At 72.3% G+C, this 19,012-nt stretch carries 20 protein-coding genes; 16 read left to right on the forward strand and 4 right to left on the reverse strand.

The window, feature by feature from the left end:
• Positions 1-78 precede the first annotated feature (78 nt).
• From ACTHM3_RS04015 to ACTHM3_RS04060, 10 genes are all read left to right on the forward strand, one after another.
• Positions 79-1,266, forward strand: a complete 1,188-nt coding sequence (locus tag ACTHM3_RS04015; protein ID WP_440404805.1) for a Gfo/Idh/MocA family protein — start codon at positions 79-81, stop codon at positions 1,264-1,266.
• Positions 1,263-1,985 (forward strand): ThuA domain-containing protein, encoded by a 723-nt coding sequence (locus ACTHM3_RS04020; protein WP_440404806.1) that lies wholly within the window; start codon positions 1,263-1,265, stop codon positions 1,983-1,985. The genes ACTHM3_RS04015 and ACTHM3_RS04020 overlap by 4 nt, the downstream gene beginning before the upstream one ends.
• Positions 1,982-2,719, forward strand: a complete 738-nt coding sequence (locus ACTHM3_RS04025) for a sugar phosphate isomerase/epimerase family protein (RefSeq protein ID WP_440404807.1) — start codon at positions 1,982-1,984, stop codon at positions 2,717-2,719. The genes ACTHM3_RS04020 and ACTHM3_RS04025 overlap by 4 nt, the downstream gene beginning before the upstream one ends.
• Positions 2,716-3,816 (forward strand): Gfo/Idh/MocA family protein, encoded by a 1,101-nt coding sequence (locus ACTHM3_RS04030; protein WP_440404808.1) that lies wholly within the window; start codon positions 2,716-2,718, stop codon positions 3,814-3,816. The genes ACTHM3_RS04025 and ACTHM3_RS04030 overlap by 4 nt, the downstream gene beginning before the upstream one ends.
• Before the next feature lie 25 nt (positions 3,817-3,841).
• Entirely contained in the window at positions 3,842-4,849 is a 1,008-nt protein-coding gene (locus tag ACTHM3_RS04035) for a sugar phosphate isomerase/epimerase family protein (protein WP_440404809.1), read from the forward strand.
• 22 nt (positions 4,850-4,871) lie between these two features.
• Positions 4,872-5,264, forward strand: a complete 393-nt coding sequence (locus tag ACTHM3_RS04040) for an arsenate reductase ArsC (RefSeq protein WP_440404810.1) — start codon at positions 4,872-4,874, stop codon at positions 5,262-5,264.
• A 199-nt stretch (positions 5,265-5,463) separates the two neighbouring features.
• Positions 5,464-6,078, forward strand: coding sequence for a TetR/AcrR family transcriptional regulator (locus tag ACTHM3_RS04045; RefSeq protein WP_440404811.1), 615 nt, complete (start codon positions 5,464-5,466; stop codon positions 6,076-6,078).
• Positions 6,075-7,376, forward strand: coding sequence for an MFS transporter (locus tag ACTHM3_RS04050; protein ID WP_440404812.1), 1,302 nt, complete (start codon positions 6,075-6,077; stop codon positions 7,374-7,376). Before ACTHM3_RS04045 ends, ACTHM3_RS04050 begins: the two co-directional genes overlap by 4 nt.
• A complete protein-coding gene (locus tag ACTHM3_RS04055) occupies positions 7,373-8,602 on the forward strand; it encodes an alanine racemase (RefSeq protein ID WP_440404813.1) in 1,230 nt (409 codons plus the stop codon). Before ACTHM3_RS04050 ends, ACTHM3_RS04055 begins: the two co-directional genes overlap by 4 nt.
• On the forward strand, positions 8,599-9,909 hold the full coding sequence (locus ACTHM3_RS04060) for a D-arabinono-1,4-lactone oxidase (RefSeq protein ID WP_440404814.1): 1,311 nt from the start codon (positions 8,599-8,601) through the stop codon (positions 9,907-9,909). Before ACTHM3_RS04055 ends, ACTHM3_RS04060 begins: the two co-directional genes overlap by 4 nt.
• Positions 9,910-9,972: 63 nt before the next feature.
• On the opposite strand, the gene ACTHM3_RS04065 is transcribed toward ACTHM3_RS04060, so the two are convergent.
• On the reverse strand, positions 9,973-10,524 hold the full coding sequence (locus ACTHM3_RS04065; protein ID WP_440404815.1) for an adenine phosphoribosyltransferase: 552 nt from the start codon (positions 10,522-10,524) through the stop codon (positions 9,973-9,975).
• Between the two features lie 35 nt (positions 10,525-10,559).
• On the opposite strand from ACTHM3_RS04065, the gene ACTHM3_RS04070 reads away from it, so the two are divergent.
• A complete protein-coding gene (locus ACTHM3_RS04070) occupies positions 10,560-11,132 on the forward strand; it encodes a LemA family protein (RefSeq protein ID WP_440404816.1) in 573 nt (190 codons plus the stop codon).
• Positions 11,133-11,197: 65 nt separating this feature from the next.
• Positions 11,198-12,088, forward strand: a complete 891-nt coding sequence (locus ACTHM3_RS04075) for a M48 family metallopeptidase (RefSeq protein WP_440404817.1) — start codon at positions 11,198-11,200, stop codon at positions 12,086-12,088.
• 43 nt (positions 12,089-12,131) lie between these two features.
• Here ACTHM3_RS04075 and ACTHM3_RS04080 read toward each other — a convergent pair whose 3' ends face one another.
• From ACTHM3_RS04080 to ACTHM3_RS04090, 3 genes are all read right to left on the reverse strand, one after another.
• Entirely contained in the window at positions 12,132-12,674 is a 543-nt protein-coding gene (locus ACTHM3_RS04080) for a putative immunity protein (RefSeq protein ID WP_440404818.1), read from the reverse strand.
• Positions 12,671-13,882 carry a winged helix-turn-helix domain-containing protein gene (locus ACTHM3_RS04085; protein WP_440404819.1) on the reverse strand — a complete coding sequence of 404 codons (1,212 nt, stop codon included), beginning with the start codon at positions 13,880-13,882 and terminating at the stop codon, positions 12,671-12,673. The genes ACTHM3_RS04080 and ACTHM3_RS04085 overlap by 4 nt, the downstream gene beginning before the upstream one ends.
• A gap of 177 nt (positions 13,883-14,059) precedes the next feature.
• Positions 14,060-14,740: a phosphonatase-like hydrolase gene (locus tag ACTHM3_RS04090; protein ID WP_440404820.1), complete on the reverse strand. Its 681-nt coding sequence runs from the start codon at positions 14,738-14,740 to the stop codon at positions 14,060-14,062.
• A 100-nt stretch (positions 14,741-14,840) separates the two neighbouring features.
• On the opposite strand from ACTHM3_RS04090, the gene ACTHM3_RS04095 reads away from it, so the two are divergent.
• The 4 genes from ACTHM3_RS04095 (at position 14,841) to ACTHM3_RS04110 (ending at position 19,011) form a co-directional block, all read left to right on the forward strand.
• Positions 14,841-15,956, forward strand: coding sequence for a TIGR03364 family FAD-dependent oxidoreductase (locus ACTHM3_RS04095; RefSeq protein WP_440404821.1), 1,116 nt, complete (start codon positions 14,841-14,843; stop codon positions 15,954-15,956).
• A gap of 84 nt (positions 15,957-16,040) precedes the next feature.
• Positions 16,041-17,198, forward strand: a complete 1,158-nt coding sequence (locus ACTHM3_RS04100; RefSeq protein ID WP_440404822.1) for an ABC transporter substrate-binding protein — start codon at positions 16,041-16,043, stop codon at positions 17,196-17,198.
• A complete protein-coding gene (locus tag ACTHM3_RS04105; protein ID WP_440404823.1) occupies positions 17,198-18,109 on the forward strand; it encodes an ABC transporter permease in 912 nt (303 codons plus the stop codon). Before ACTHM3_RS04100 ends, ACTHM3_RS04105 begins: the two co-directional genes overlap by 1 nt.
• Complete coding sequence (locus ACTHM3_RS04110) at positions 18,106-19,011, forward strand: ABC transporter permease (protein WP_440404824.1); 906 nt, start codon at positions 18,106-18,108, stop codon at positions 19,009-19,011. Before ACTHM3_RS04105 ends, ACTHM3_RS04110 begins: the two co-directional genes overlap by 4 nt.
• Position 19,012: the final 1 nt, after the last annotated feature.

Raw genomic sequence — 19,012 nt, forward strand, 5'->3', positions numbered from 1 at the left:
CTTCGCCGGGGGGATTTGTCGCGGGCGACAACGAAACTATTGTGAGAAGGCCGCCACGTTTCTCGATGAGGAGACCAGATGCCGTCCACCACGCCCCTGCGCGTCGCCATGATCGGCACCGCCTTCATGGGTCGAGCCCACTCGCAGGCCTGGCGCGTGGCGCCGCGCATGTTCGAGCTGCCCCGTGAGGTCGAGATGGCGGTGATCGTCGGCCGCGATCCGGGGCGCACGGACGCCGCCGCCCGGCAGATGGGCTGGCAGGAGGCGTCGACCGACTGGCGCTCCGCCGTCGAGCGCCCCGACATCGACATCGTCGACATCTGCACCCCCGGCGACAGCCACGAGGAGATCGCGCTCGCCGCGCTCGCGGCCGGCAAGCACGTGCTCTGTGAGAAGCCCCTCGCCAACACCGTGCCCGAGGCGGAGCGCATGGCGGCCGCCGCCCGCGAGGCCGCCCGCCGCGGCATCGTCGCCATGTGCGGCTTCAGCTACCGCCGCACCCCGGCCGTCGCGCTCATGCAGCAGATCGTCGCGGAGGGCCGTCTCGGCGACATCCGTCACGTGCGCGCGCAGTACCTGCAGGACTGGATCAGCGATCCCGAGGCGCCGCTCACCTGGCGGCTCGACAAGGAGAAGGCGGGCTCCGGTGCGCTCGGCGACATCGGCGCGCACATCATCGACTCGGCGCAGTGGGTCACCGACTCCCTCATCACTGCGGTGTCGGCGCAGCTGCGCACCTTCGTCACCGAGCGCCCCGTGCTCGGCGACAGCGTCGGCCTCGGCGGTCGCGGGGCCGCCGGCGGCGAGCGCGGACCGGTCACCGTCGACGACGCCGCCGCCTTCACGGCGACCTTCGACAACGGAGCCCTCGGCGTCTTCGAGGCGACCCGCATGGCGCTCGGGCGACGCAACGCCAACCGCATCGAGGTCAACGGCTCCACCGGCTCCATCGCCTTCGACTTCGAGCGCATGAACGAGCTCGAGTACTACGACGCCGCCGACGAGCCGGGACGGCAGGGATTCCGCCGCATCCAGGTGACCGAGCCCGAGCACCCCTACCTCGCGGCCTGGTGGCCGGCCGGGCACGGGCTGGGCTACGAGCACGCCTTCGTGCACGAGGCCGTCGACCTCGTCCGCGCCATCGACGCGGGGGAGCCGATCCACCCCAGCTTCGACGACGCGACCCAGGTGCAGCGCGTCCTCGCCGCCGTCGAGGCGAGCGCGGCCGATGAGAGCCGACTCACCCCCGTGGAAGGAAGCAAGTGACGAATCGCAAGGCCCTGGTCGTCCGGGGCGGCTGGGACGGGCATCAGCCCGTCGAGGCGACCGACCTGTTCATCCCGTTCCTCGAGGAGAACGGGTTCGACGTCCGCGTCGAATCCGACAACGAGATCTACACCGATGCGGCCGTCATGGCCGAGACCGATCTGATCCTCCAGCTCGTCACCATGTCGACGATCTCGAAGGAGGCGCTCGACGGGCTGCTCCGCGCGGTCGAGCAGGGCGGCACCGGCTTCGCCGGCTGGCACGGCGGCATCGCGGACTCCTACCGCAACAGCGAGTACTACCTGCGCCTGGTCGGCGGGCAGTTCGCGACCCACCCGTCGAAGGCGCCCGACCAGGTGGTCGGCGGCGAGCAGTCCGACAACTACCTGCCGTACACGGTCAACATCACCGAGTACGGCCGCGGCCACGAGATCATGGCCGGGATCGACGACTTCGACCTGGAAACCGAGCAGTACTGGGTGCTCCACGACGAGCTGAACGACGTGCTCGCGACGACGACGCACCCGGTGCAGCCGTACCACCCGTGGCACCGGCCGCTCACCTCGCCGGCCGTGTGGACCCGGCGCTGGGGCAACGGCCGCGTCTTCGTGTCGACACCCGGCCACCGGGTCGAGATCCTCGAGAACCCCAACGTCAAGACCATCATCCAGCGCGGCCTGCTGTGGGCCGCTCGCACCGACACGAAGGACAACGCGTGAGCGCCCCCATCTCCGTCCAGCTCTACAGCGTGCGCGACGCGCTCGCCGAGGATCGCCCCGGGACGCTCGCGCGCCTGCGCGAGATCGGCTTCACCCAGGTGGAGCCCTTCGGATTCGCGAACGACCCGGCCGGGCTCGCGGCCGACCTCAAGGCCGCCGGTCTCGGAGCGTCCTCCGGGCACACCTCGCTCGTCGACGCGGACGGCGCGGCGGCCCTCGACGCCGCCGTCGAGATCGGCATCCCGGTCGCGATCGAGCCGGCCGTGCGCGACGTGTGGACCGACGCCGACGCGGTGAAGCGCGTCGCCGCCCGCCTCAACGAGCTGTCGACCGAGGCCGCGACCCGCGGCATCAAGGTCGGCTACCACAACCACTGGTGGGAGTTCGAGCCGCTCGGCGACGGCACGGCCTACGACCTCTTCGTCAGCGAGCTCGACCCGGCGGTCGTGCTCGAGATCGACACCTACTGGGCGACGGTCGGCGAGCAGGACGCGCCGGAGCTGCTGCGCCGCCTCGGCGACCGGGTCGGCTTCATCCACGTGAAGGACGGCTCGCTCAGCGAGGACCCGCGCGAGCAGGTGCCGGTCGGCAGCGGCAAGGTGCCCGTCGCGGACATCCTGGCGGCGGCGCCGGGCGCCGTGCGGGTGTTCGAGTTCGACGCGTACGACGGCGACCTCTTCGCGGGGCTCGCCGAGGGTGTGGCATTCGTGCAGAAGACGGAGGGGGACCGGTGAGCGGTTCGGGCAGGGTCGGCGTCGGCATCATCGGCGCGGGCGTCATCAGCAAGCAGTACCTGGACTATATGACGACGTTCCCGGACCTCGACGTCCGGTTCATCGCCGACATCGCCCTCGACCGCGCGCAGGCGCAGGCCGAGGCGTACGGCGTGCCGAACTTCGGGACGGTGGACGAGCTCCTCGCCGACCCCGAGATCGAGATCGTGGTGAACCTCACGATCCCGGCGGCCCACGTACCCGTCGGCCTGCAGATCCTCGCCGCCGGCAAGAACGTCTGGGCCGAGAAGCCGTTCGCCCTCGACCGGGAGTCGGGGCAGCAGCTGCTCGACGCGGCCGCGGCCGCGGGTCTGCGGGTCGCGAGCGCGCCCGACACGGTGCTCGGGCAGGGCATCCAGACCGCGCTGCGGGCGATCGACGCGGGCGAGATCGGCACGCCGGTCACGGCGCGCGCCGTGTTCCGCTCCTCCGGCCCCGAGCCCTGGCACCCGAACCCCGACTTCTACTACCAGCCGGGCGGCGGCCCGCTCCTCGACATGGGCCCGTACTACATCACGTCGCTCGTCCAGGCCCTCGGCCCGGTCGTGCGCGTGCAGGGCACGGCGACCCGGGCGCGCACCGAGCGCGTCATCGGCTCGGGACCGCGCGAGGGCACGGTGCTGCCGGTCGAGGTCGACACGCAGGTGTTCGGCATCCTGGAGTTCGCGTCGGGCGCGACCGCGACGGTCGAGTTCAGCTTCGACAGCGCGTTCCCGTACACGCCGGTGCTCGAGGTCCTCGGCTCGACCGGGTCGATGATCCTGCCGGACCCCAACCGGTTCGACGGCGACGTCACCGTGGCGGCCTGGGGCGGCGAGACGACCGTGACCGAGGTCGGCGACAACCCGGGCCGCGGCACCGGCGTGCTGGAACTGGCGCGCGCGATCCGCGCGGACCGGCCGGAGCGCGCCTCCGGGGCTCTCGCCTTCCACGTGCTCGACGTCATGCTCTCGCTCGGCGAAGCGGCTGCGTCGCGCACGGCGGTCGAGGTCCGCAGCACGATCGAGCCCTCGCCGCGCATGCCCGAGGACTGGGACGCGACCGCCGCCACCCTGTAGGACCACCGCAGCTCGAGGAGGAGTCATGGCCACCCATCCCGTCACCCTGTTCACCGGCCAGTGGGCCGACCTGCCGCTCGAGGAGGTGGCGGCGCATGCGCAGGAGTGGGGCTACGACGGCCTCGAGGTCGCGTGCGGCTCGCACCTCGACGTGCAGCGCGCCGTCGAGGACGACGCCTACCTCGCGGAGTTCCGCACGGTGCTCGACCGTCACGAGCTGAAGCTCTTCGCGATCTCGAACCACCTCTCGGGGCAGGCGACGTGCGACGACCCGATCGACTTCCGGCACGAGGCGATCGTGCCGAAGCGGGTGTGGGGCGACGGCGACCAGGAGGGCGTGCGGCAGCGCGCGGCCGAGGAGATGAAGCTCACGGCGCGCGCGGCGCGGCGGCTCGACGTGGACACCGTCATCGGGTTCACGGGGTCGTCGATCTGGCAGTACGTGGCGATGTTCCCGCCGGTGCCGGGCGACGTGATCGACAAGGGCTACGAGGACTTCGCGAACCGGTGGAACCCGATCCTCGACGTCTTCGAGGGGGAGGGCGTGCGCTACGCCCACGAGGTGCACCCCTCCGAGATCGCGTACGACTACTACACGTCGGTGCGCACGCTCGAGGCGATCGACCACCGGAAGAGCTTCGGCTTCAACTGGGATCCGTCGCACATGATGTGGCAGTACATCGACCCGGTGACCTTCATCCTCGACTTCGCCGACCTGATCTACCACGTCGACTGCAAGGACACCCGGCTGAAGCCGCACAACGGCCGCTACGGCGGTCTGTCGTCGCACCTGCCGTGGGGCGACCCGCGCCGCGGGTGGGACTTCGTGTCGACCGGGCACGGCGACGTGCCGTGGGAGGACTGCTTCCGCGCGCTCCGCAAGATCGGATACACCGGCCCGATCTCGGTGGAATGGGAGGACGCGGGCATGGACCGCCTGCGCGGCGCGGCCGAGGCGGTCGGCTTCATCCGCTCGCTGCTGTGGGAGCTCCCGACCGCCTCGTTCGACGCGGCGTTCTCGACGAAGGACTGACCGGCTCGGGCAGAATGGTCGGGTGAGCATCCCGACCGTCCTGTTCGTGTGCGTGCACAACGCCGGCCGCTCGCAGATGGCGGCCGGCTACCTGCGTTCGCTGGCCGGCGATCGGGTGCGGGTGCTGTCCGGCGGCTCCGAGCCCGCCGACTCGCTCAACCCGGTCGCCGTCGCCGCGATGGCCGAGGAGGGCGTCGACATCGCCGCGGCGGTGCCGAGCATCCTCGACGTCGACGACGTGCGCGCCGCCGACGTCGTGATCACGATGGGCTGCGGCGACGCGTGCCCGGTGTTCCCGGGCAAGCGCTACGAGGACTGGGAGCTGGCCGATCCCGCCGGCCTGCCGATCGAGGCCGTCCGCCCGATCCGCGACGACATCCGCGCGCGCGTCGAGGCCCTCGTCGCCTCCCTCTGACCCCCGAGCCGGCGCCGGCGCCCGGCCGCGCCTGTTCCCGCTCCCGCTCGGCCCGCGCCGCGCTCGTTCTGCACAAGAGCCCTGTCGCGGGTTCCGCCGACAGGGCTCTTGCGCCGAATCGCGGGTCCCGCCGACAGCGCTTTTGTGCCACATCGCGGGTATTGCCGTCGGGACGGCCGTCTGGGACACTCGTCCCACTATGGCCCGCATCGCCGCAGCCGACCGTCGCGCCCGCCTCGCCGAGGCCGCGCTGACGGTCGCCGCGCGCGACGGGCTCGCGGCCACCTCGACGCGGGCGATCGTCGCCGAGGCCGACATGCCGCTCGCGAGCTTCCACTACGCGGTCCCCTCCCGCGACGAGCTGCTGCGCGACGTCGTCGGGCTCGTCGTCGCGCGGGAGGAGGAGGCGGCGGGCGCGCTGCTCGGCGACGCCGCCGACGTGCGCGGAGCGCTCCGCGATGCGCTCGGCGGCTACCTCGCGCTCGTGCGCCGGGATCCCGGGCGCGAGCAGGCCATGTTCGAGCTCACGCAGTACGCGCTGCGCACCCCGGAACTGGCCGACCTCCCCGCCGAGCAGTACGCGCGCTACCACGCCGTCGCGACGGCGCTGCTGGAGGCCGGGGCGGATCGGCTCGGCATCCGTTGGACCGCTCCCGTCGCGGACCTCGCCCGCATCGTCGTCGGGATCACCGACGGCGTCACCCTCGCCTGGCTCGCCGACCGCGACGACGCGGTTGCGGAGCGGGTGCTCGACCTCGCGGCGGACGCGCTCGCGGCGTTCGCGGAGCCGACGACCACCGGAGGAGACCGATGACCGGGATCTCGACAGGCTCGATCGGCGGGGGCTCGATCGGCGACCGCGCCCCCGCGGCTCTCGCCGAGCCGCAGCGCCGCGTCGGCGGCCGCTGGATCGCCGCCTTCGCGGCCGCCTGGCTCGGGGTCTGGATGGCGCAGCTCGCGCCGTTCCAGCAGCTCCTGCCGCTGCAGGTGGAGCGGCAGGTCGGCGCCACCCCCTGGCAGGACTCGGTGCTCGCCTTCGGCGTCATCTCGGGCATCGCGGGGGCCTGCGCCATCGTCGCCTACCCCCTGACCGGCGCGCTCAGCGACCGCACGACCTCCCGGTTCGGGCGGCGGAAGCCGTGGATCGCGGCCGGCGCGCTCCTCTTCGCGGTCTCCCTCGTCGCGCTCGGGCTGCAGTCCGGGCTCGTCGGCATCGGCGTCTGCTGGAGCCTCGCCATCATCGGCTTCTGCGTCATGACCGCCGCGCTCACCGCCACGATCTCCGACCAGGTGCCGATCGGGCAGCGCGGCACCGCGGCCGCGTTCATCTCCGCCCCGCAGGCCGTCGGCATCATCCTCGGGATCGTCCTCGTCACGTTCGTCTTCGTCGGCGACGTCGCCGGCTACGCGGCGCTCGCGGTGCTCCTGCTCGTACTCGTGGTCCCCTTCCTCCTCCTCGCTCCCGACGCCCCGCTCCCGCGCGCGCAGCGGCCGCGGTTCACGGCGACCGCGATCCTCGAGGGGATGTGGGTCTCGCCCCGGCGCCACCCCGACTTCGCCTGGACCCTGGCGGGCCGCATCCTCGTCAACGTCGGCAACGCGCTCGGCACCGGCCTGCTCCTCTACTTCCTGGAGTTCGGGCTGCACCTCAGCGCGTCCGCCGCGAACGATGCGCTGCTCGAGCTGGTGCTCGTCTACATGGTCTTCATCGTGATCGCGTCGCTCGTCGGCGGGCGGCTCTCCGACCGCATCGGACGGCGCAAGCCGTTCGTGATCGTCGCCGCGATCCTGCAGGCGATCGCCGCGACCCTGCTCGGCCTCGTGCCGGTGTTCGAGGTCGCGCTCGTCGGCGGAGCGCTCCTCGGACTCGGCTACGGCAGCTTCCTCGCCGTCGACCAGGCGCTCGCGACCCAGGTGCTGCCGGATGCCGCCGATCGCGGCAAGGACCTCGGCATCATGAACATCGCCACCGCGGTGCCGCAGGCCCTCGCGCCGCTCCTCGGCGCCCTCGTCGTCGTCGGGCTCGGCGGATTCATGACCCTCTTCCTCCTCTCCGGGCTCGCCACCATCCTCGGCGCGCTCGTCATCCTCCCGATCCGGAGCGTGCGGTGATACCGGACCTGACCTCCCGTCCGACCGATTCCCCGTGGATCGAACCCTCGGAGTACTGGCCGTCTCTCACCGCGGCGACCGAGGATCGCTCCGCCCCCGTCGGGGTCATCGGGGTGGACGCCCTCGCCGCCAACGCGCACGACCTGCTCGATCGGGCCGGCGGGATGCCGATCCGCGTCGCGTCGAAGTCGGTGCGCGTGCGCGGGGTGCTCGACGCGGTGCTCGCGCTGCCCGGCTTCCGCGGCGTGATGGCGTACACGCTCGCCGAGGCGCTCTGGCTCAGCGAGACGGGCGACGACCGGTACGACGACATCCTCATCGGCTACCCGACCGCCGACCGCGCCGCGATCGCGCGTCTCGCCGCCGACGAGCGCGCGGCGTCGCGCATCACGCTCATGGTCGACGACGTCGCGCAGCTGCTGCTCATCGACGCGGTCGCCCCGCCCGGCGCCCGCGCCGAGATCCGTGTGGCGATCGAGCTCGACGCGAGCTACCGCACCCCGCTCCTCGGACACATCGGGGTGCGCCGCTCGCCCCTCCACGAGCCCGACCAGGTGCTCGCGCTCGCCGCCGAGATCCTGCGCCGGCCGGGATTCCGGCTCGTCGGGATCATGGCCTACGAGGCGCAGATCGCCGGCGTGGTCAACCGGGGCAAGCCCGTCATCCAGGCGATGCAGGCGGGCTCCGTGCGCGAGCTCGCCGAGCGTCGCGGCGCGGCGGTCGCCGCCGTGCGCCAGATCGCCGACCTCGAGTTCGTGAACGGCGGCGGCACGGGGTCGATCGAGTCGACGCGCGCCGACGGCTCCGTCACCGAGGTCGCGGCCGGATCCGGCCTCCTCGGCCCGCACCTCTTCGACGGCTACACGGCTTTCACGCCGGCGCCCGCGGCGGCGTTCGCGCTCGACGTGGTGCGCCGCCCCACCGACGACATCGCGACGCTGCTCGGCGGAGGCTGGATCGCCTCCGGCCCGTCCGCCGCCGACCGCTCGCCGAAGCCCGTCTGGCCCGAGGGCTTGCGGACACTGCCGCGCGAGGGCGCCGGCGAGGTCCAGACACCGTTGCAGGGCGACGCGGCCCGCCGGCTCCGGATCGGCGACCGGGTCTGGCTGCGGCACACGAAGGCCGGCGAGATCTCGGAGCACCTCGACGCGTTCGCGCTCGTGCGGGACGGCGCCGTCGTCGGCGAGCTGCCCACGTACCGCGGCGAGCGGAGGACGTGGCTGTGACGCGCGTCTGGCGCAACTGGGGTCGCACGGTGACGGCGCGGCCCGCGGCCGTGGCGCGCCCCGAGTCGGTCGACGAGGTCGCGGCCCTCGTGCGCTTCGCCCGCGGCGAGGGTCGCACCCTCAAGGCGGTCGGCGCCGGCCACAGCTTCACGGCGATCGCGGCGGCCGACGACCTGCAGATCGACCTCGGCGCGCTGTCCGGCATCCGCGGCATCCGCGGATCGCGCATCACGTTCGGCGCCGGTACCCGCCTCTACGACGTCGCGCCGCTGCTGCGCCCGCACGGCCTCGCACTGGAGAACATGGGCGACATCGACCGGCAGACCGTCGCCGGCGCGACGAGCACCGGCACCCACGGAACCGGCGCACGGTTCGGCGGCCTCGCGACGCGGATCGTCGGTGCCGAGCTCATCACGGGGGAGGGGCGCCCGCTGACCGTCTCGGACACCGAGAACGCGGAGCTGCTGCCCGCCGTCCAGCTCGGCCTCGGCGGGCTCGGCATCCTCACGACCCTCACGATCGACTGCGTCGACGCGTTCCTCCTCCACGCGGTCGAGCGGCCGATGGGATTCGACGAGGTGCTCGACGACGTCGACGCGCAGATGTCGGCGACCGACCACGTGGAGTTCTACTGGTGGCCGCACACCGAGCGCGTCATGATGAAGGCCAACACGCGCCTGCCCGGGGGAGCGGAGCGGCGGCCCGTCGGCGCGGTCGCCGACTGGGTCGAGGAGCGGCTGCTGTCGAACGGCGTGCTGGCCGCCAAGTGCGCGGTCGGCCACGCGATCCCGGCGCTCACCCCGGCGATCAACCGGCTGGCGACGCGCGTCTACGGCGACCGCGAGTACGTCGACCACTCGCACGAGGTGTTCACAGCGCCGCGCGACGTGCGCTTCCGCGAGATGGAGTACGCCCTCCCGCGGGAGGCCGTCCCCTCCGCGCTGCGGGAGCTGCGGCGCGCGATCGACGAGGCGGGATGGCGGATCGAGTTCCCGGTCGAGGTGCGGGTCGCCGCCGCCGACGACACGTGGCTGTCGACCGCATACGGGCGCGATTCGGGCTACATCGCCGTGCACCGCTCGGTACGCGAGGACCCGACCGCCTACTTCGCCGCGGCCGAGCGGATCTTCCTCGCGCACGACGGGCGGCCGCACTGGGGCAAGATGCACTCCCTCGGACGGGCCGAGCTGGAGGCGCGGTACCCGCGGTTCGGCGACTTCCTCGCCGTGCGCGACCGCCTCGACCCCGAGCGGATGTTCACGAACCCGTACTTGGCGCGGGTGCTCGACGGCGAGCGGGTCGAGTAGCGCCGGAGGCGTGTATCGAGACCTCCTGTTTGCGCATGAGGGTCTCGATACGCCGCTGCGCGGCTACTCGACCACCGAGATCGCGCGCACGTCGTGGCGCCCGAGCCGCGCCCGCCCGCCGAGCGCCGCGAGCTCCAGCGCGACGGAGACGCCCACGACCTCGAGCGACGCGTCGGCGAGGAGGCCGAGCGCGGCCCCCAGCGTCCCGCCGGTCGCGAGCACGTCGTCCACCAGCAGCACCCGCGACCCCGCCGGGAGCTCGTCGCGGTGCAGCTCGAGCGTCGCGGTCCCGTACTCCAGCGCGTAGTCGCGCGCGAAGACCGGGCGTGGCAGCTTGCCCGCCTTGCGGATCAGCACGAGCCCCGTGTCGCTCACGGCCGCCGCGGCGGCGGCCAGCGCGAACCCCCGCGCCTCGACGCCCGCGATCGCGTCGAACGGCCCCTCGGCCGCCGCGGCCAGCTCGGTCGCCACCGCGCGCAGCGCCACCGGGTCCGCGAGCACGGGCGTCAGGTCGCGGAACACGATCCCGGGCTCCGGGAAGTCGGGCACGATCGCGGTGAGTCGGTCGAGGGCGTCGCTCGCAGCAGTCACCCGGACAAGGGTAGGCGCGCGCATAGGCGGCCGACGGCGGTGTCGCCTACCATGTGGGCATGTCTGCCGGACTCATCATCTTGATCGTCGTGATCGTGGCCATCGTGCTGATCATCGGGATCTACCTCTGGGCCACCTACAACGGACTCGTCAGGATGAACGTCCGCGTCGACGAGGCGTGGAGCGACATCACGGTCCAGCTGAAGCGGCGAGCCGACCTGATCCCGAACCTCATCGAGACCGTCAAGGGCTACGCATCCCACGAATCCGGGGTCTTCCAGAAGGTCACCGAGGCGCGCGCGGCGACGCTGTCGGCGCAGGGACCCGCGGAGGCCGGCAAGGCCGAGAACCAGATGCAGTCGGCTCTGAAGTCGATCTTCGCGGTCGCGGAGGCGTACCCGCAGCTCCAGGCGAGCCAGAACTTCCTGCAGCTGCAAGCCGAGCTCGTCGACACCGAGGACAAGATCCAGGCCTCGCGGCGCTTCTACAACGGCGGGGTCCGCGAGCTCAACACGAAGATCAAGGTGTTCCCGAACACCCTGTTCGTGCGCGGTCTCGGCTTCCACGAGCGCGAGTTCTTCGAGGTCGACGAGCCGTCGGCCATCGCCGAGCCGCCGCGCGTCCAGTTCTGACCCCGCCGGTCGAGTAACCCGCCGCGCGGGCGCAGCGAACCCCTCCCACGACGAACTGACGGCCTATGTACTCCGCGATCGCCGCGAACAAGCGCAACACGATCCTGATCATCGCGATCTTCCTCGTGATCATCGGCGGTCTCGGCGTGCTCGCCGCGCTGCTGCTGAACAGCTGGTCGATCGCGATCGTCGTGTTCGTGATCGCCACCGCGTACGCGGTGTTCCAGTACTTCTTCGCGTCGGCGCAGGCGCTGTCGATCAGCGGCGCGCGCCCCACCACCAAGGCCGACAACCCGCGGCTCTACCGGATCGTCGAGAACCTCGCGATCACGGAGGGCCTGCCGATGCCGAAGGTCTACGTCATCGCCGACCCGGCTCCGAACGCGTTCGCGACCGGCCGCGACCCCAAGACGGCGTCGGTCGCCGCGACCACGGGGCTGCTCGACATCATGACCGACCGTGAGCTCGAGGGCGTCATGGCGCACGAGATGGGGCATGTCAAGAACTACGACATCCGCGTCTCGCTGGTCGTGTTCGGCCTCGTCGTCGCCATCGGTCTCATCTCCGACCTCGTGTTCCGGTTCCTGCTGTTCGGCGGCCGCAGCCGCAACAACAACCTCGGCGGCCCGGCGCTCATCGTCGTGCTGGTCATCGGGCTCGTCGCCGCGATCCTGGCGCCGATCGTCGCCGCGGTGGTGCAGGCCGCCATCTCGCGCCAGCGCGAGTACCTCGCCGACGCGTCGAGCGCCCTGACGACCCGCGACCCGGAGGGGCTGGAGTCGGCCCTCGCCAAGCTGCAGGCGGGCTTCCGGCCGGTCCGTCGGACCACCTCGAGCATGTCCCACCTGTGGATCTCGAACCCCGACAAGCCCGGCTTCATGTCGCGCCTGTTCTCGACCCACCCGCCGATCCCGGACCGCATCGCGCGCCTCGAGAAGAACGCCACCCGCCTCTGACCCCGGTGGGTCGAGTAGCCGCCCCCGGCGGCGTATCGAGACCTCAGCCCCCCGCGATCCCGTCCTGCAGCTCCCGGATGATCGCCGCGAGTTCCCCGGAGCCCAGGAGCCCCGGCCCGAGCGGGCCGGCGATGTCCTTGCCGACGCGGGGGAGCCGGGCGAGCGCCGCGCGCGCATCCGGCGTGAGCAGCGCCAGCTGCGCCGCGACCTCCGCCGCCGCGGCCGCTGCGGGGTCCTGGGCCGCGAGCCCGACGGCGCGCACCGCGTAGGCGGCAGCCCCGAGCGCGTGCGCCCCCATGTGAGCGACGCCCGACGCCTGCGCCGCGCTCCGCGCTGCGGCGACCCCGGCGCCCGAGCGCGCGGAGCCGGCGGCGCGCCCGGCCTCGAAGCGGCGACGGATCTGTCCGGCCGCATCGAGCTCGCCGCGCGCGTAGGCCCGTGCTCGGGCGATCGCGTTGCGCGGGCGGTCGTCGTCCGGCGCCTCGATTTCGAAGAGCGGCAGCACGCGCTCCGCGCAGTCGGCGGCCCACGCCGCCGCGGCGCGGCGGTCCTCCGGCTCGAGGGTCTGCGGCGACGCCACGGTCACGCTGCCGCGGCGTCCGGCGGGTCGAGGAGCGGCACCCCGAGTTCGGCCGCGAGCTCGCGGGCCAGGTCGCCGCGGCCGACCACCTCGATCTCGGGCAGGCCCTGCCATCCCGTCGCATCCCGGACGGCGAGCGCCACCCGATCGACGGTCGTGACCGCGGCGTCGCCCTCGCGCCACGCGGACTGCACCCGCAGCACGCCGCGTTGGCGATCGCTCTTGAGGTCGACGCGCCCGACGAGCGCCTCGTCGACGAGCACCGGAAGCGTGTAGTAGCCGAAGCGCCGCTTCGGCGCGGGGGTGTAGATCTCGATGCGGTAGTGGAATCCGAACATCCGCAGCGCCCGGTCGCGGTCCCACACGATCGGATCGAACGGCGACAGCAGCGCGGCCGCCTCGATCCGGCGGGGGATACGGGCGTCGCGATGCAGGTAGGCGCGCGCCGGCCAGCCCGGCACCGCGACCTCGCGCAGCTCGCCCGCGTCGACGAGGTCCCGGACCGCGCGCTTGGTGTCGTCGACGTAGAGCCGGTAATAGTCGGCGAGGTCGCCGACCGTGCCGATGCCGAGCGCCGCCGCCGACCGCCGCACGAGCTCCCGTACGGCGTCGGTGCGATCCACTTGCGTCTCGAGCAGGTCCGGCGGGATGACGGTCTCGGCGGGCGCGTAGAGCCGCTGGAAGCGGGTGCGCCCCGCGATCGCGAGGTCGCCGCTGCGGAACAGCATCTCGAGGCCCTGCTTGGTCGACGACCAGCCCCACCAGGGCGTGCTGCGCGCGCTCTCCTCGTCCTGGAGGGCGCCCGAGGTCAGGGGGCCCTTCTCGGCGAGCTCGGACCGCAGCCAGGCGAGGGTCGCCGCGTTGTCGCGGAGCCAGTCCGCGTGCTTCGCCCGGAACGCCTCGCGTCGCCACGCGAAGAGCGGCCAGTCGGCGACCGGCACGATCGCCGCCTCGTGCGCCCATTGCTCGGTGTAGGCGGAGCGGCGGGCGAAGGTCAGCCGGTCGAGCAGGGTCTTGTCGTAGACGCCGAGGCGGGCGAGGACCGGGAGGTAATGGCTCCGGTCGAACACATTGACCGAGTCGAGCTGCAGGAGCCGGAGCCTGCCGAGCAGCAGGTTGAGCTGCCGGGTCCCGGCGGTCGTGGGCCGCGCGCCGAACCCCTGCGCCGCGAGGAGGACGCGACGCGCCGCGGCGGGCGAGAGGGAATCCGGCACCCCCTCATCCTGGCCCGCCCGACCGACACCCGATTCGTTCCGCGCCCCTGCTCCGCGCCATCGAGCCGCGACTCGTCGCGCGTGCGACGAATCGCACCGGCGCGCGGAATCCCGCCCGCACGTGCGACTGATCGCACGGACCGGCGGGCGGGCTGACGGCGTGAGCCGGGATCCGGGTTACGCGCGGGCGGCGTCCAGATGCGGGATGTCGGCGACCGAGTCGAGGAGGTGGTCGTAGGGCTGGCCCTCGAAGTCCTCGCGTGCGAGGGCGCCGGTCAGCACCGCGACGGCGATGACGCCCGCATTCGTGGCCGCCTGCACGTCGACGACCGTGTCGCCGGCGGCGATCACGCGCCGCACGTCGGTGACGCCGGTCAACTCCATGGCGTGGTGGATCAGGTAGGGCGCCGGCCGGCCCGCCGTGACATCGGAGGTGGTGACGACCGCGTCGAGGAGGCCGTCGACGCCGCTGTGCCAGCCGAGCGCCTCGAGCAGCGGCAGCGCGACGTCGTCGTCGAATCCGGTGGTCAGGGCGATGCGCACGCCGCGGTCCCGCAGCGTGCGCAGGGCGTCCTCGACGCCCGGCAGGGCGACGGGCGGCTGCTCGCGGTACAGCTCGGCGAGGATCGCATGGAACCGCCCGAAGGCCGCCTCGACGGAGGCGGTGGTCGGGTCGGCCCCGCCGAGCCGCATGAGCGCCCCGATCGCCTCGGTCTTGTCGGTGCCCATCCAGCGCTGGAGGTCCTCCGTCGCGACGGTCGCGCCGGTCTCCTCGACGCAGCGCTGCAGGGCCACGTACACGGAGCCGTGGTCGTCGATGGTGGTACCGGCCATGTCGAGGGCCACGAGGTCGATCACGTCCCGATCCTGGCCGCGGTCGGCGTCCGGCCGGTGAACATCCGGCGACGCGGCGGCGTTCGGGCGGCTCCGGCTCCTGCCGCCGGGCCAGCATCGCAGGGTGAGCTCCGAGACCGATGTCCTCGTCGTCGGCGCCGGGATCGCGGGCCTCGCCCACGCGATCGCCGCGCACGAGCGCGGCTTGCGCGTGACCGTGATCGAGCGCGACATCCGCGCGGTGGGCGCGTCCGTCCGCAATTTCGGGCACGCCTGCGTGACCGCCCAGAGCGGCGAGCTGCTGGAGCTCGCCCGGATCGCCCGCGGCAAGTGGCTGCAGTACGGCGCGCTCGCGGGCATGTTCGTGCGCGAGACGGGCGGCCTCGCCGTCGCGCGCACGGCCGCCGAGGCGGCGGTGCTCGAGGAGCTGTCGGCGAGCCGGGACGCCGGCCAGGTCGCGCTCCTCACCGCCGCCGAGGTCCGCGAGCACCTGGGGGAGCCCGCCGACCCGGCGATCGTCGGCGGCGCGTTCCTGCGGGACGACCTGCGCGTCGACCCGCGCGAGGCGGTGGGCGCGCTCGCCGCGTGGCTCGCCGACCAGCCCGGCGTCGAGTTCCGCTGGGGGACCGCGTTCCTCGGAGCGGAGGACGGCGTCGTGCGCACCACCCGCGGCGAGATCCGCGCCGCCCGCACCATCGTGTGCGTCGGGCACGATCTCGACCACGTGTTCCCGGAGCTCGCGGCCGCCGGGGAGGTGGAGCGCTGCGGGCTGCAGATGGCGCTCGTGGAGGCGCCCCGCGGCATCCGCATCGCCCCGGCCGTGCTGACCGGCACCTCGATGCTGCGCTATCCGGCCTTCGCGGAGACCGCCGCCGCCGAGGCCCTCCGCGCCGAGATGGCGGCGAGTCACCCCGAGCTCGTCGGCATCGGGGCGAACGTCATGTTCACCCAGCGACCCGACGGCACCCTCGTCGTCGGCGACTCGCACCGCTACGGCGCGACGATGGATCCGTTCACCGAGGAGTCGACGAGCCGCGTCCTGCTCGACGAGATCGGTCGGATCCTCGGCACCGAGCTGCGGGTCGTCCAGCGCTGGCAGGGGGTCTACGCCTCGAGCCCACGCCAGCCCTACCTGGTTGCGGAGGCGGGGCCCGGCGTCACGGCCGTGTCGATCACGAGCGGGGTCGGGATGACGATCTCCCTCGGGGTCGCGCAGAAGACGCTCTCGTCGTTCGACTGACGTTCACGTCGAGGGGGCCAGCCGGTCACCCGTCCCGCCCACTGTTGCGGAGTTCCCGAACACCTCGAACAGAAGGACTCCCCCATGAAGAAGCGGTTCCTCGCCGCTGTCGCCCTCTCGGCGACCGCAGTCGTCGCCCTGGCCGGCTGCGCCTCGGGCACGTCCGCCGGCTCCGGCGGCAGTGTCACGACCCTCACCCACGAGCAGGCGCTCACGGCCAAGTCGGCCAAGGACTTCGGCGGCATGGCGGGCCTCGAGGCCGCTGCCAAGAAGGAGGGTCACCTCAACGTGATCACCCTCCCGCCGTCGTGGGCCAACTACGGCAAGATCATCGCCGGCTTCGAGAAGAAGTACCCGCAGATCAAGATCAACTCGGAGAACCCCGACGGCTCGTCGGCCGACGAGGTCACCGCCGCGAAGTCGCAGAAGGGCCAGTCGACCGCTCCCGACGTCTTCGACCTTGGCACGGCCGTCATGAACCAGAACCTCGACCTGCTGGCGCCCTACCAGGTGCAGAACTGGAGCAAGGTCCAGGACGACTGGAAGGACTCCACCGACAGCAAGTGGATCTACGACTACACCGGCCTGATGTCGATCGGCTACGACAGCAAGGTGTTCCCGAAGGGCATCAAGAAGCTCGACGACCTGCTTCAGCCGCAGTTCAAGAACAAGGTCGCCATCAAGGGCGACCCGACCCAGGCGAACGAGGCCCTGTCGGCCGTCACCATGGCGGCACTGCAGTCGGGCGGCTCGGTCAGCGACATCCAGCCCGGCATCGACTTCTTCCACAAGCTGAAGCAGGCCGGCAACTACCTCGGCACACTTCCCACACAGGCGACGGTCGCCTCGGGGGAGACGCCGGTCGTCATCCAGTGGTCGTTCAACAACGTCGGCTGGGGCCCCGCGGCCGGCAGCCAGGGAAACCCCAACTGGAAGACCGTGGTCCTGCCCGGCACCGGCTTCGGCAGCTATTACAACCAGGCCATCAACGCGGACGCGCCCAACCCGGCCGCCGCGCGGCTCTGGGAGGAGTACCTCTACTCGCCCGAGGTGCAGAACCTGTACCTCGCTGCGGGCGCCTACCCGGCGATGCTCCCGGCCATGAAGAAGGACGGCACCGTCGACACCTCGGTGCTCAAGAAGGTCGGCGACGCCCCGTCCGACTTCGTGCAGCTCGACGCCGACAACGCCGCCAAGGCCTCGGCTCTGCTCACGTCCGAGTGGGCCGCCGCGATCGGCTGATGACCGCATTCGCACGGGACTCCACGGCAGAGAGCCGCGGCGCCGGGGTCACTCCTCGGCGCCGCGGCGCGCGCCTCGGAGTCGGATGGATCGGGCTCGCGCCCTTCACGATCTACGCACTGCTGTTCCTCGCGATCCCCGCGGTTCTCGCGATCGCGAGCGGGTTCTTCACCGAGGACGGCGCGTTCACCCTCGCCAACTTCGCGACCTTCGCGAACCCGACGACCCAGAAGGACATCGTCGGCTCGATCGGGCTCTCCGCCGTCACCGCCGTCGTCGGCGCGATCGTCGGCGCGATCATCTGCTACGCGCTGCTGTCGATGCGGCCGGACGGCTGGCTGCGGACGATCGTCGGCTCGGCCTCCAGCGTCCTCGCCCAGTTCGGCGGCGTCATGCTCGCATTCGCCTTCGTCGCGACGATGGGCAACACCGGCATCCTCTACGTCATCCTGAACGGCATCGCCGGCGACGGCACGTTCAGCTCGCCGCTCTACACGGTGCCGGGCCTCGTGCCGGTCTACCTGTTCTTCCAGATCCCGCTCATGGTGCTGACCTTCATGCCCGCGATGGAGGCCCTGAAGCCCGCCTGGGGCGAAGCCGTCGCGACGCTCGGCGGCACCCGCTGGACGTACTGGCGCCGGGTCGGGATCCCGGTGCTCGCGCCCGCCTTCTTCGGCTGCGCGATCCTGCTCTTCGCGAACTCGTTCTCGTCGTTCGCGACCGCCGCGGCGCTGATCAGCCAGGGCGGGCTCATCTCGCTCGACATCTTCCGCGCGTCGACCAGCGAGACCGTGCTCGGCCACGCCAACGAGGCCGGCTCGCTCGCCCTCGCGATGGTGGTCGTGATGATCGTCCTGATGTCCGTCTACGGCGTGCTGCAGCGCCGCGCCGCGAGGTGGGAGGACCGATGACCACGACCGAGCGGCCGACCTCGGCCGCCCCGGATCGGGTGCTCACGCCGATCCAGGCCGGCCCCGCGGCCGAACCCCTCGTCACCCGCCGGGCGGGTCGCGCGCCGCGCTTCGGAGCGCCCCCATCGCGCGCGACGGCCGTGGTGATCCTCGCGATCGTCGGGGTGCTCTTCCTCCTCCCGATCGCGGCGATGCTGATCTTCACGTTCCGCGCGAACGGCGGGGGCTACACGGTCGGGCACTACCTCGACTTGTTCAACCCCGAGCTCGAGTACAACTACGACGTCCTGTTCCAGGGCATCCAGAACTCCCTCATCCTCTGCGTCATCACGGCGGCCATCATCCTGGTGCTCATGGTGCCGACCATGGTGCTCATCGAGATGCGCTACCCGAGGCTCCGGCGCGTCATGGAGTTCGTCTGCCTCGTGCCGGTGACGATCCCGACGATCGTGCTGGTGGTCGGCCTCATCCCGACCTACTCCGTGGTCGCGCGGCTGCTCGGCTCCGACGCGTGGACGCTGGCCTTCGCGATCGGCGTCATCGCGCTGCCGTACGCGTACCGGCCGGTCGCCGTGAACATCGCCGGTGTCGACGTGCGCACGCTCACCGAGGCCGGCCGCTCGCTCGGCGCCGGCTACCTCACCATCATGTGGCGGATCATCCTGCCGAACCTCCGCCGCGGCATCGTCGCGGCGGCGTTCATCACGATCACGGTCGTGCTCGGCGAGTACACGATCGCGACCTTTCTCGGGCGGACCACGTTCCAGACCGGCCTCGTGCAGGTCCGGTCCGGCGACCCGTACGTGGCAGTCATCTTCTCGCTGCTCGCGCTGCTGTTCGGCTTCGTGATCCTCCTCATCATCGGGCGGTTCGGTGCGATCCGCCCCCGGAACAAGGACTGAC

It is taken from the genome of Pseudolysinimonas sp. (genome assembly GCF_051954455.1).
GTDB lineage: Bacteria > Actinomycetota > Actinomycetes > Actinomycetales > Microbacteriaceae > Pseudolysinimonas.